The sequence below is a fragment of the Fibrobacter sp. UWH9 genome, from assembly GCF_900129715.1.
Classification (GTDB): domain Bacteria; phylum Fibrobacterota; class Fibrobacteria; order Fibrobacterales; family Fibrobacteraceae; genus Fibrobacter.
The window spans coordinates 252,714-265,619 of record NZ_FQWP01000004.1; the positions used below are offsets into that span (position 1 = coordinate 252,714).

The window sequence follows — 12,906 nt, forward strand, 5'->3', positions numbered from 1 at the left end:
CTAGAGGTATGAGGCAAATTTTCTCCATAGATACCTCATACCCCAAAGCGCCCCTGTAAGGGGAGCAACCTCACACCTGAACTTTAACAAACTCATATTATGCGCGCATTATTTATCGGTGGAACAGGAACCATCAGCATGGCCATTACTCGCCTGGCTGTAGAACTGGGATGGGAAATCTATTTGCTGAATCGCGGAAATAGAAACGCCGCGGATTTGCCTATGGCTGTGTTGGCGGACGGAACTCCCGCAATAAAGCAGATTACCGCTGACATTTACGATGAAGCTGAAGTGGCTTCTAAAATTGCGGACTTGCAGTTCGATGTGGTTTGCGATTTTATTGCCTTCCATTACAGCGCCCTGGAACGTGACTACCGACTGTTCAAGAACAAGACCAAGCAGTTCATGTACATCAGTTCCGCCAGTGCCTACCAGAAGCCTCTTTCTGACTACCGAATTAACGAGGGAACTCCTTTGGCTAACCCTTACTGGGAATACTCCCGTAACAAGATTGCGGGGGAGGAGTACCTGATGAAAATGTACCGCGAAGAAGGTTTCCCCATTACCATCGTGCGCCCCAGCCATACCTACGACGAACGCAAGATTCCTCTGGGCGTTCACGGCAAGAAGGGAAGCTGGCAGGTGGCCAAGCGCATACTTGAAGGTAAACCTGTAATTATTCACGGAGACGGAACCAGCCTCTGGACCATGACCCACAACAGCGATTTCGCCAAGGGCTTCGTGGGACTGATGGGAAACATTCACGCCATCGGCGAAAGCTTCCAGATTACCAGCGATGAAACCGTCACTTGGAATCAGGTATACCAGAGCATTGCCAATGTGCTGGGCGTAGAACTGAAGGCGGTCCATGTGGCATCTGAGTTCCTGGCCGCTGTGGGGGACCCGTTTGGCTATGACTTTACGGGAAGCCTCCTTGGTGACAAGGCCAATTCCGTGGTTTTCGACAATTCCAAACTGAAGAAGGCTGTGCCTGGTTTCTGCGCCACCACACGCTTTGATCAGGGAATCCGCAAGACCATCGAGAATGTACTGACCCATCCGGAATTGCAGGAAGAGGACCCGGAATTCGACGAATGGTGCGACAAGGTAATTGAGGCCGTGGAACGGACGAAGAAAAGCATATTGCAAAGCAAGTCCTAGCCGCGCCAAGGGTTGGCATGCCCGTTTAAGCGAATATTTTACTATATTTGAGATACCTTGAGAGGAGGTCTTCAACTCTCTGGGTCCCCCAACGGGGGTGCTTTCTGTCCTTTGGACAGTAGCACCTGCGGCTCGGTCATGAAAATGAACAAGTTCATTTTCGCGACACTCACCTGGGGGTGCTTTGGTTTCGACAGGGTTACTGAAGTGTTAGTTGCAAGCCGGGGTCTCAGACGAGGGCACCCGTAAAAAAGTCTGAAAAAAAATAAGTGCTGAAGAAAACTACGCACTCGCAGCCTAATTAGCGGCTACGCCGGGCCTCGACCCACTCCCATTGGGTAGTACGTCCGGACGCAATATGGGATGGGGGACTGTAATGCCTGGGTGCAGTTCCCGAGATTTACTAGGCTGGTCAAAGTTCGCGCCGACCTTCTTGGGCGTGGATTAGACGAGATCTCAAATGCGAAGGGAAAGCTTGTAGGAATGGACAGGGATGAAATCTTGGACAGGGGTTCGACTCCCCTCACCTCCACTAAAAAAGGCCTCGCTTTAAAAGCGAGGTCTTTTTCATATACAAACAGCGCTAGGTGATTTGCAGATTACAGCTCGGGCTGCTTGCCGGTTGCATAATGAATCGGTTATGGGGTTCTCTCTTGACATCTTTTTTTAGATGTGTATATTGCTGCTGGAATGTGAAGCCCGACGTAAGGAATGGTATTCCTGGATTCTCGTTGATTTCACTGTTATTATATGTTTTAACAGTTTTTTAGGGGAAAAGGAATTTACTCATGAGTCAACTCTCTGTTGATTGTGTTTTGCCGGCTGTTGAAAAACGTTTGGCGGAATTGAATTTGTATGCGGAACGTCTTCGTAAAAAGTTAAAGAGGGCCCCCGCGGGAAGGCTTCGTCTTGGGAAAAGCAATGGAGCTGTTCAATATTTTTGGGTGAAATCAAATAAAAAATTGGAAGGCGAGTACATCTCAAAGGAGAAACTTGCTCAGGTGAGGTCTCTTGCGCAGAAACGCTATGATGAGCAAATGTTGAAGGAGATTTTGGATGAAATCAAGGTCCTTGAACTTGTTCGGAAACGGTATCATCCATCGACTTTGGAAAAAATCTATTCATCGATGGGCCATGATAGGATGTCGCTTGTGGAACCGGCTGTGTTGCAAGAGGATGCTTTTGCAGAGCGTTGGCTTTCGGTCCCTTATGAGGGGAAGGCGTTTTTGGAAGATTCGGCTGAACAGGTGACTTCTTCGGGAATTCGGGTTCGGTCAAAGTCCGAAGCGATTATTGCAGAGACTTTGAATCGTCTTGGAGTTCCGTTTCGCTACGAATGTCCGCTAAATATGGGGGCGGAATCTTGCTGGTATCCTGATTTTACTTGCTTGAATATGCGAACCCGTGAGGAATTTTTGTGGGAACATTTCGGCTTGATGGACAAACCTGATTATGTGCAGGGATTTGTTTCCAAGGTTGTCAAACTTAGTTCCAAAGGGTTTGATGTGGGGCGAAACTTGATTATTTCGGTGGAAAATTTAAACCATCCAATGACTCCGGCTTATGCGGAACGGTTAATCAAGCGCTTTTTACTTTGAAAAAGGGGGCTTTTACTAACTAAGTTGGCGAAATAGCCTGGTTTGATTAGTAAAAATCCGTTTTTTTGGAGTGTGCTGAGTGCCGGTGAAAATAAAACTACTAACCAAAAAGAATGGAAATCAATTTTGGTTAGTATCTTTCCCTGACTGGATATAAAAACCTTTACGAATAAACTAAAATACTACTAACCAAATCTATGGGGAGGGAGTGTTTGGTAAGTAGGCGTTTGGGATACTACCTACCAAATGTGCAAAAAACTCAATTTGGTTAGTAAAATTATCGTTGGCCCAAGGTTTAATCCGTGTCCCCGTCAAAAAAGAAAAAGACCTGTCGTGACAGATCTTTTTCATAAGTCAATGCCGATTGGTTTCGGCCTGACTTCTGGAATTACAGTTCCGGCTGCTTGCCAGTGAGACGTACGTGTCATCCCGGACTTGATCCGGGATCGTCCTGTTGATTTTTCAACAGGACAAATTTTTGTTAGAGTTCGGGCTGTTTTCCTGTGAGTCTAACAAAAATTTCGATGTACTTGTCGAGAGTGTTCTTCACGACGTCTGCCGGAATTTCGGGACCCGGATAGCACTTGCCCCAGTCCAGAGTTTCCAGCCAGTCACGGATATACTGCTTGTCGAAGCTTTCCTGGTTCTTGCCGACCTGGTACTTGTCTGCAGGCCAGTAGCGGCTGGAGTCCGGAGTCAGAACTTCGTCGATAAGAACGGTTTCGCCGTCGATTTCGCCAAATTCGAACTTGGTGTCTGCCAGGATGATGCCCTTGGATGCGGCGTAGTCGCGAGCCTTGGTGTAGATGTCGAGAGACATGTTCTTCAGGTCGGTTGCAACCTTTTCGCCAACGATTTCGAAGGTCTGTTCGAAGCTGATGTTTTCGTCGTGGCCTACATCCGGCTTGGTGCTGGGGGTGTAGAGAGCGTTTTCAAGCTTGTCGCAGAGCTGCAGGTTGGAGGGGAGCACATGACCGCAAATGCGACCAGTCTTCTGATAATCCTTCCAGCCGGAACCCACGATGTAACCGCGGACGATGCATTCCACGGAATGACGGTGAGCCTTCTTCACGATCATGGAGCGACCGCGGAGGTAGTCGGCGTGCTTCTTCAGCACTTCCGGATATTCGTCCACGTTTGCAGTGATCAGGTGGTTCTTCATGCCAAGCTGCTTGAACCAGAACAGAGAGAGCTGGTTCAGGATCTTGCCCTTACCCGGAATGGGGGTGGGGAGAACCACGTCAAAGGCGGAAAGACGGTCGCTAGCAACCATCAGGAAGCTGTCGCCCAGGTCGTACATATCACGTACCTTACCCTGGTGGAACAGCGGGACTTCAGTAATCGGGGTTTCGAATTTTAAGCTCATAGTAGCCATAATTTAGTAAAACGGCCGGTTTTTGTTTAGTGATTAAAATCTTAAGTTGCTCCTTAAAATTGAAATGTCTTAAGACAAACCATGGATGTTGTTTGACAAGATTGCGGAAAAAACTAATTTTGGGCCATCAAGTACTACCGTAAGGTTTTTGTATGAACAAGAAAAGTATATTGGCTGTGTCTACTCTGGCTTTTTTGGGCCTGCTAGGTTTAAACGCCTGTTCTGATGACGGTAGCTCCTCCACCGGGGCTGAAAATGGCGAAGAAACCATCGTTTCCAGCGAATCATCTGACGAAAAACCTGCTAGTTCCGACGTTGCAAAAAATTCATCAAGTTCCTCTGTTGGTAATCAGCAGAAGAAATCTTCCTCCAGCGCAAAGGAAGAATCTCCCAAAAGTTCTGCAAAGGAAATAGAATCTTCTGTAAGCGAAACTGAAAATGCTAAAAGTTCCGCAGAAGAACAGTCTTCTAGCTCTGCCGAGGTCAAGGAATCGTCTAGTTCCAGCACTCCCGCTGTGGAACACTCCCCGGCATTCAAGGAAGACTTCCGTAGTGAATGCACCATTGGTGAAATTCCCACTTCCCTGAAAAACGCTAAATTGCCTGACCCGTTTAAGACTTTGGCTGGTACACGAATTTCCACCAAGGCTGAATGGACCTGCCGCCGCGAAGAAATCGGCGCCATGTACGAAAAGATCATGTACGGTGACAAGCCTCGTAACCCTGAAAAGGTGGAAGGCAAACTTGCAGGAAGCACATTTTACGTGACCGTAACCGACAAGGGAAATACAGCTTCCTTTGCTGTAAACATCAGTGGTGCAGGAACCAAGGATAATCCGAAGCCCGCCATGATTGGCTTTGGCGGTGGCTTTATGGGCAATACCTGTGGAAGTCTGGGAGAATCACTCGATGGACTTGATATTGCCCAGATTATTTTTAACCCCGATAACGTGGCTCCCGAAAGTAATCGTGGAAGCGGCAAGTTCTACGACATTTACGGATCCAATGCCAGCGCCGGTACCATCATGGCCTGGGCATGGGGCGTTAGCCGTTTGATCGATGCTCTTGAAAAATATCCGGAAGCCGGTATCGATGTCAAGCGTCTTGGTATTACCGGTTGTTCTCGCTGGGGTAAGGGGGCTTTGGCCGTTGGCGCCTTCGATACCCGTATCGCCCTCACCATTCCCCAGGAATCCGGTTCCGGTGGCGCCTCCCTCTGGCGCGTTGGCGCACAGGTCAATAAGCAGAAGGGTAAGCAGTTTGTTCAGGGCCTGAACAGTGCCGGTTCCGAAGGCAACTGGATGAAGACCACCTTCAAGAACTACGACGGTCGCGAAAACACTCTGCCCTTCGACCAGCACATGCTTGTGGCTATGGTGGCTCCTCGTCCCTTGCTGATCATTGACAATGCCGGCCAGGAATGGCTTGGCGAAGTTCCCTCCAACTATTGTGGCCAGGCTTCCAAGGAAGTGTACGACGCTCTTGGCGCAAGCGACAACTATACCTATAGTCAGGAAGGCGGCCACGCTCACTGTGCACTGCCTAATGGACAGTTTGACGAAGTCAAGGACTTCATCAACAAGTTCCTGGTTGGTAAGGAAGGTATCAAGACCGGTAAGATCGACTACACCAAGAATTCTGAGTTGATCAAGTGGAATAAGTCCGAGTGGATCGACTGGGAAACTCCAGACTTGAATTAGCTTGGATGTGGATGCAATTTGTATATTGTATTCCATGAAGTTTGTACAAGTAGCATTTTTTTCCCTATTGGCCGTTTCTCTAGTTTTTGGTCAGAAGGCTCCGACGAAAGCCGCTCCTATTGACCCCAAGGCGTCTGCGCCCACTCCTGCGACGACCATGCCCGCTTTTGAAATTACCGAAGAGGATATGGCCATGATCCGTATGCTCTTGAATAACGAAATGTTCAAGAATTCCTTTGCGGAACAGTGTACGGCAGAATCCGCAACACTTCTCGGGGCGGAACAGGCTGCCAAGTCCTGCAATTGCGCCTATGACGGACTGATCAAGAATGACAAGCTGCTTTATGCCTTGGCCACCACCGACAACGACGATGGCTTTGACAAGTGGGGCTTCGACGTGATTGCGCCCTGCCTGCCCGAAAAGTTTACAGCCGAAATGGGAAAGGCTTTCGTGAACCAGTGCGTCGCCGAAAGTGGTGAGGCCGCCCGCAGCGTCTGTGAATGTACCTACAAGGAAATTACCAAAAAGTATACTGTAAAATCCCTGGTGAAGTCCGCTTTCGAAAAACCCGAAAAAATGCAGATGGATCTGGTGATGATCGCTGGCGGGTGCGCCTTGAAATAATATTTTTTTTCAGCAAATTGGGAACGTTATATTTTTAATTAAAAAAGGTTGGGTGATTCATGTCTCAAAAATTTTCATATCTGGTTATTGTGGCCTTGGCTGTCCTGTGTTTCATTCTTGTGAACCAGAAGAGTGCTGCCGATAATACAGTCCCTGTTGCGGTGCCGGGAAATGCTCCTGTCAACACTCAGATGGTAACGCCGTCCATCGAAGTGAATGCCACGGAATTCAAGAAATTCCAGGCGAATCAGTTTGTGGTTTACGCCTCCATTCAGATGGCCAACAGAGACAAGAGCGTTCTTTCTCAGCAGATGGGGGAACGTCGCAATAAGATTTTTGCCATTGCGAAAGAACTGGAAATTCCCGAGAGTGACGTTCAGCAGAACAGCGTTGAACTCCGTAAGGAATGGTCCTATCGCGAAGGCGTTCGCAAGTTTGTTCAATATAACGGCACTCAGAATTTTTCCATTACCGTAGACGATAAGCAGAACGCTGCTAACCTGGTGGAAGCCTTGTCTATCGAGTTTGATATTGATGTGGGCCGTACCATCGCCACGCTGAAGAATACGGATTCTCTGCAGAAGTCCATCGTCGATGCCGCCGGCAAGAAGGCCATGGAAAAGGCTGCTATGTATGCAGGCAGCGTTGGTGCCAAGCTGGGCAAGATCATCAATATCGGTACCGGCTATAGTGACGGTGTGGTTATGCATGATGCCGGCGATGTGATGCTTTTGTCTAACGGTCCCATGATGAAGGGCGCCCGCTTAAACCGTTCCGCCGACATGAACGCCATTGCTGATTCCGTAACGCTTTCCGCAGAAATCAGGTTGGTGGTAGAAATCAAGCAGTAGCTTATTTCGGCTCTTGTCTTTTTTAACTCCTCTGCGTTTGCGGGGGAGTTTTTTTATAACGCAAAAAAGTGACCCGCCGGCGGTTCTTCATATACGGGCGTAGCCCTACGATACTAGCGGCGTGCAAGGGCACGCACGGTAAACTGCCACCTGCAAGGGTCCTTACTAGGCCGCCCGTAAACGGGCACTAACCGCCAAACATTGACTGTTGTTTGCCCAGTTTGTCGTCCTCCAACTGTTGCTGAATATACGCCTTGATACGATCTGCGTTTTTACCAGCCGTATCAACGTAGTAACCACGGCACCAAAAGACCCTGTTTCGGTACTTATTCTTCAGTTCCGGGATGATGTCAAACAATTCAATACTGCTCTTTCCTTTCAAATATCCCATAAAACTCGCAACAGAGAGTTTCGGCGGTATGGCAACCAGCATGTGGACGTGGTCTGGACAGACTTCGGCCTCAATTATCTCAACATCATTCCATTCGCACAATTTTCTAAGGATTTTTCCGACGATCTCTCGTTTCTGATTGTAGAGAATCTTCCTTCTGTACTTAGGCGCGAACACAATATGGTACTTGCAATTCCATGTGGTATGAGCAGTCGATTTATTTCTATCATTCATTTTATATCCTTTGATTTTATTGTGATGCAGCTTGCAGACCGCATTTCAATATTAATCAAAGGATTTCTTTCTCCCATGACCGCCAGAAGGCTTTTACGGAACTACCGGCCTAGCCGGTAGTTTTCTTTATACAAAAAAGAAGCGCCTGAAACCAGACGCTTCTTGAATTTCCTTTAGGAAAAATGGGCTTACTCTTACTTGTACAGCAGAGCGAAAACCATGCCCGGACGGAAGTACTTACCGGCGGTGTACTTCAGAGCGGTGCTGTGCATGAGGGTGAACAGCTTTTCTGCGTCAACCTTTGCATCCTTGGCGATGGCGCCGTAAGCCTTGGTGAAGGCGGCCACGTTGCGGGGGAGCTTGGGGCTGATGCGAGAGTCGGCGAGGAGAGCGCCCTTAGCGAGGAGAGCCTTGTGCATCTTGTCTGCAGCGGCCTGAGACAAACCGAAGTTTGCGACCAGGGCGGCAGCGTGGAGGCGGCAAGAACCGTTAAAGCCTTCCGGTGCTGCAAAGGGAACCTTTGCTTCGTCGTAGAGGTTACGGGTCATGGAATCGCCAAGGTCAGCGGCTTCCTTCACGAGGCCGTGCATCATGCAAGCGGTCATGACGCTGTACTGAATACCGATCCAAACGTCGTGAGCCTGGAAGTTGAATTCATCCAGCGGGCTGCCATCCTTGTGAACAAGGTTTGCGGCACCGATCAGCGGGCTGTTTGCCTTGTAGTTGGTGTTGAAGACCTTCAGGAGGTTCTTCTTGGCCTTGTTTGCATCGCAGATGGGCTTCAGGTCCAGCATGCGCAGGTAGGTGTCTGCCAGGAGGGTGTCAACAAAAACGTCGTCGCAATCGTTAGCAACCTTCTTTTCCCAAGAGGCGTTGAAGGCTTCCTTGCACTGAGCGGTGAGCCATGCCTTCTTGAGGCCGCGGAGTTCGGACTTGGAAAGTTCGACGTCAGACGGAATTTCGCCAGAATTCAGCCAGGCATTGATTGCTGCAACGCCAGCCTTGGGGCATTCGGGCAGTTCAATGGATTCCTTGACAGCTTCACGAAGTTCTGCATACTTTTCGGTATTGATGTCCTTCAGTTCCATGGGGGTAACGAAGAAGTGGTAGTAACCGCCCTTTTCGTCCCACAGGGCTTCGTCGAATTCCTTGTTGGCGGCGATGGACTTTTCGTTCCACTTGGCAGCCTGTTCCTTGTCGCCCAGGAGTTCTGCGATCTTTGCTGCTGCGCGGAGGCCAGCAATCCAGAGAGAACCGCAGTAAACGGAAATACCGTGAGAGCTGAGGTTGTCGAAGGTGTCGTCGGTACCGTGGGTCAGCGGGAAGTTTTCGCCTTCATTCACCATCTTTTCAAGATATTCCATGGCGGCGTAGACAGCTTCCTTACAGTCGGCCAGGCACTGCATGTCCTGAGTCTTGTGGAAGTGACGGAGTACCATCAAAACGTACTTGGGAGCCAGATCCTTCCATTCCTTAACGTTGTGCCAGTCGTAGGCATCCGGTTCTGCATCGAAGGGGCTACCCAGGTCATGAATCACGGCGCCGCGAACAGCGCGGGGGCCTTCCAGCTTCGGATCCGGAAGATCGGCGAAGGGCAGGTTCACGTATTCGTGATGACGACGGCGGTTTTCGTTAACAGCGAGAATGGCGTCACCGAAACGCTTCATCACAACACCGTCCAGGCGGGGCATGAGAGCCAGCAGGCTGAAGCTGCCGTAGAAGTAAACGTCCAGAGAGTTGAAGAACGGATAGTCAGCACATTCGCGAACCAGGAAGCGATCGTCCTTGTCCCAAACGGTGGCTTCGGCCAGGAAGCTGAGGGTGTTGATGGCGAGACTCTTGAATTCAACCTGCTTCTTGGCTTCCTTGTAGATCTTAGCGACCTTGGCCTTGGGAACCAGAGCTTCGAATGCCTTGAGACGTGCGTCGAAAGTCTTGTCTGCTGCCAGGGCTTCTTCCAGGATAGCGCCTACGCGGCCGAATGCTTCGGGGTAGAAGGCGGTGTACTTCTTCTGGCTGGTGAGCTTTACAAGCTTGATTTCGGGGAAGTCCAGAACGGTGTTGAACTGGAAGGAAACCTTCTGCTTGGGCTTGAGAACGACGGTCACGGCGATGGCGCCTGCGATAGTTTCACGACCGCTGTAGACGTTCTTCACGAAAGTGTTGGAGAGACGACCGCTCTGGAGTGCTGCCTTAACGGTAGCGGCTGCGTCGTCCTGATAGAACATGGGCTTCACGGAAACGTTCAGGTTGTCCTTCTTGTTCCATGCCACAGAGATGCCCATGCAGCCGTTGAAATCGCTAGCGGGCTGTTGTTCTTCGTTGTAGAATTCGATACCGCGAACCTGGCGACCATCGGCAACTTCCTTGTCGAACTGAACTGCCTTGGGATTCTTGGCCATGGGAACCAGGACGAAGCTGGAGTCCTGAACACCCTGACGATCCTTACGGGCATAGTAGCCGCAGAGGCTGTCCTGCACCTGGACCAAAGTCACTTCACGAGTTTCCTTGGTGGTGTTTTCCAGAGTGAACACGGTTGCGCTAACCGGCAGGCTGGAGAGGCGTTCATCACCCGGAGTCACGTAGCTAGACTGGGTCTTGGTAATCTGGACGCCCTTGCCTTCGTACTTGGTTTCGCTAACGGGGTAGAGTGCGGTGTACTGCATCTTGGATGCATCGTAACCTTCCTGACCCAGGAAAGTGGTATCGTCTGCCCATGCGGCAGTCAATGCGCCCTGACGAGCGATCTTTTCGCCAACAACGCCATCGAAGAAATCAATGACAACGGCACGGTTTACTTCTTCAACCTTTGCGCCCTTCTTGGAAAGAATTGCAGCGGTGCGGTCGCTCCATTGGATGTGCCAGCGTTCGAAAGCGGCGGAGTTGTTGTTCAGGAATTCCTTGTCAGAAAGAATCTTGTTCAGCTTGGATTCAGCCTTCTTCTGGTCGGCCAGGTCGGCTGCGGTGAAGAGGGCTGCACCCTTGGCGTCAACCAGGGCGAACTTGCCCAGGTAGGTGGTGAATGCTGCAAAGTTGTGGATGGCCAGAGCAGCCTTGTCGCTGATGACTGCTTCACGGAAGAAGAAGTTGTTGAAGCGGAGGTCGGAAGCCTTTTCGGTGCGAACCTGAACACCCGGCATCACGTTCATTACGGGAGTGGTGCCTGCGGGAGTTGCAGTAAAGGTGGAACCAATGCCGCCCACTGCGATACCGGTGGTAGACGGAGTGGTAGAAAGCGGGGTATACCAGGGCTGGATGAATTCCACGGCGAGACCCGGGGTCATAAGCTTCTGGACGGAACCGGCCATCTTGGCGCCGGCAAGGTATTCTTTAGTGCTCATATAGATTTCCATTGAATGGAGGGTTAAAATTTTTTCAAAAATAAAAATAGCATTTTTAAAACCGCAGACCATAAGGAAAGCGACGAAAGTGTTTACAACTGTTCATAGTGTTTGAACGTTTTGACTGCGAAATAAAAAAACGAACCAAAAAAAAGGCCCCTAGATTTTCTAGGAGCCTTTTCATCATGTTCTCTTTTCAGGTTAGAATGTAAAACCTGCGAACACATTATTACTGATGAAGGGCAACACACCAATGAGGATTACGGTCGCTGTCAGGGCGATGATCACCCAGCGCTGACGCTTGGTCATACGGAGGGGGCTCAGGTTATCGTCGGCTTCATCTGCCCAGGCACTCTTGATGACCTGCAGGTAGTAGAACAAAGCAAGAACGTTGTTCAAAACGGCGAACACTACAATGCCATAATGGCCGGTAGATGCACCGCTAAAGAACAGGTGGAACTTGCCGAAGAAACCTGCAAGGGGAGGAATGCCTGCCAGGCTAAACATGGCTACTGCCAGGGCTACCGCCAGGGGGGTATTCTGCTTGGAGAGACCGCGGAGGCTGTCGAAGTTTTCTTCGCGGTAGTGTCCGATGATGGCGAAAACGAAGAATGCCAGGTAGTTTGCGACGGTGTAGACAAACAGGTAGTAGATGATGGCTGTCTTTGCCAATTCTCCGTTACCCAGCAAGGCGACCATGATGTAACCGGCCTGGGCGATGGAACTGTATGCCATGAAGCGACGGAGGCGAGTCTGCTTTAGGGCTCCCAGGTTTCCTACAAACAGGGTGATTCCTGCAAGCAGGGCGATGAGGGGGGCAATCTGTTCGCGGATCGGAGCCAGGGGGCCATACACCAGCACCACCAGGAATGCGATTGCTGTTGCCTTGGAGGTTACGGAAAGCACCGCGGTAACGGGGGTGGGGGCGCCTTCGTAAACATCGGGGGCCCAGGTGTAGAAGGGGAACAGGGTCAGCTTGAAGCCGATGCCGCAGAATAGGAACAGCACGGCGATCCAAAGCAATGCGTTGGGTGTGCTTGCTGCGCTCTGGATGGCGTCAAAGCGGATGTTTCCTGCAAAACCGTACAAGTAGCTGAATCCGAAGAGTTCAAAGGCTGTTGCCACGGAACCCATCAGGATGTACTTGGTTGCGGCTTCGGATCCGAACTGGTCGCGTTTATTCCATGCGGTCAAGGCATACATGGGGATGGTTGCGATTTCGAGACCCAGGAAGAATGTGAGCAAGTCGCTGGCGGAAATAACCGTGATTCCACCGAAAGTGGCAAAGACGATGGTTCCAATGAACTCAGCCAGCTGGCGCATGGCCGGTTTGCCGTCTCCACCATGATCGAAGTAATCCTTGGAAAGCCATACCCCGAGAATGGCGCTGAGTACCAGTACTTCACGCATGAGGGTGCCGAAATCATCCACACGCCAGTTGCTGATGAAGAACTTTGCGCTTGCCAGGGGGATGGTGTTCAGCAGGATGAAAATCAGAACCAGGCCGATGTTGGCAACGCGCCAGGGAATCTTGGAATTTTCATTGACGAACAGTCTGCTACCGATGACGAGGAAGGGGAGCAGCAAAAGCAACAAGTCGGGAATAACGTAATTCGGAATGTAAGTCATG

General features: G+C 50.3%; 9 protein-coding genes and 1 other RNA gene. 6 read left to right on the forward strand and 4 right to left on the reverse strand.

Annotated elements, in window-relative coordinates; all coding sequences use genetic code 11:
* Positions 1 to 99: 99 nt before the first annotated feature.
* From BUB94_RS05635 to BUB94_RS05645, 3 genes are all read left to right on the forward strand, one after another.
* Positions 100 to 1,161 carry an SDR family oxidoreductase gene (locus BUB94_RS05635; protein WP_073234946.1) on the forward strand — a complete coding sequence of 354 codons (1,062 nt, stop codon included), beginning with the start codon at positions 100 to 102 and terminating at the stop codon, positions 1,159 to 1,161.
* A 175-nt stretch (positions 1,162 to 1,336) separates the two neighbouring features.
* Positions 1,337 to 1,696, forward strand: a transfer-messenger RNA (tmRNA) gene (gene ssrA / locus BUB94_RS05640).
* Positions 1,697 to 1,949: 253 nt separating this feature from the next.
* Complete coding sequence (locus BUB94_RS05645; protein WP_073234949.1) at positions 1,950 to 2,759, forward strand: hypothetical protein; 810 nt, start codon at positions 1,950 to 1,952, stop codon at positions 2,757 to 2,759.
* A 481-nt stretch (positions 2,760 to 3,240) separates the two neighbouring features.
* On the opposite strand, the gene BUB94_RS05650 is transcribed toward BUB94_RS05645, so the two are convergent.
* A complete protein-coding gene (locus BUB94_RS05650) occupies positions 3,241 to 4,125 on the reverse strand; it encodes a phosphoribosylaminoimidazolesuccinocarboxamide synthase (protein WP_073234952.1) in 885 nt (294 codons plus the stop codon).
* 161 nt (positions 4,126 to 4,286) lie between these two features.
* Between BUB94_RS05650 and BUB94_RS05655 the strand changes: the two genes are divergently transcribed.
* The 3 genes from BUB94_RS05655 to BUB94_RS05665 are packed head-to-tail and all read left to right on the forward strand — an operon-like array spanning position 4,287 to position 7,310.
* Positions 4,287 to 5,834, forward strand: coding sequence for a glucuronyl esterase domain-containing protein (locus BUB94_RS05655; protein WP_139260143.1), 1,548 nt, complete (start codon positions 4,287 to 4,289; stop codon positions 5,832 to 5,834).
* 34 nt (positions 5,835 to 5,868) lie between these two features.
* Complete coding sequence (locus BUB94_RS05660) at positions 5,869 to 6,459, forward strand: hypothetical protein (RefSeq protein ID WP_139260144.1); 591 nt, start codon at positions 5,869 to 5,871, stop codon at positions 6,457 to 6,459.
* A gap of 59 nt (positions 6,460 to 6,518) precedes the next feature.
* Positions 6,519 to 7,310 carry an SIMPL domain-containing protein gene (locus BUB94_RS05665; RefSeq protein ID WP_073234960.1) on the forward strand — a complete coding sequence of 264 codons (792 nt, stop codon included), beginning with the start codon at positions 6,519 to 6,521 and terminating at the stop codon, positions 7,308 to 7,310.
* Between the two features lie 187 nt (positions 7,311 to 7,497).
* Here BUB94_RS05665 and tnpA read toward each other — a convergent pair whose 3' ends face one another.
* From tnpA to BUB94_RS05680, 3 genes are all read right to left on the reverse strand, one after another.
* The gene (gene tnpA / locus BUB94_RS05670) at positions 7,498 to 7,935 is read right to left on the reverse strand and encodes an IS200/IS605 family transposase (protein ID WP_073234963.1); all 438 of its coding nucleotides are present in this window, start codon (positions 7,933 to 7,935) and stop codon (positions 7,498 to 7,500) included.
* Positions 7,936 to 8,129: 194 nt separating this feature from the next.
* On the reverse strand, positions 8,130 to 11,276 hold the full coding sequence (locus tag BUB94_RS05675; RefSeq protein ID WP_073235007.1) for a GH116 family glycosyl hydrolase: 3,147 nt from the start codon (positions 11,274 to 11,276) through the stop codon (positions 8,130 to 8,132).
* Between the two features lie 201 nt (positions 11,277 to 11,477).
* Positions 11,478 to 12,905, reverse strand: a complete 1,428-nt coding sequence (locus BUB94_RS05680; RefSeq protein ID WP_073158233.1) for an NADH-quinone oxidoreductase subunit N — start codon at positions 12,903 to 12,905, stop codon at positions 11,478 to 11,480.
* Position 12,906 lies beyond the last annotated feature (1 nt).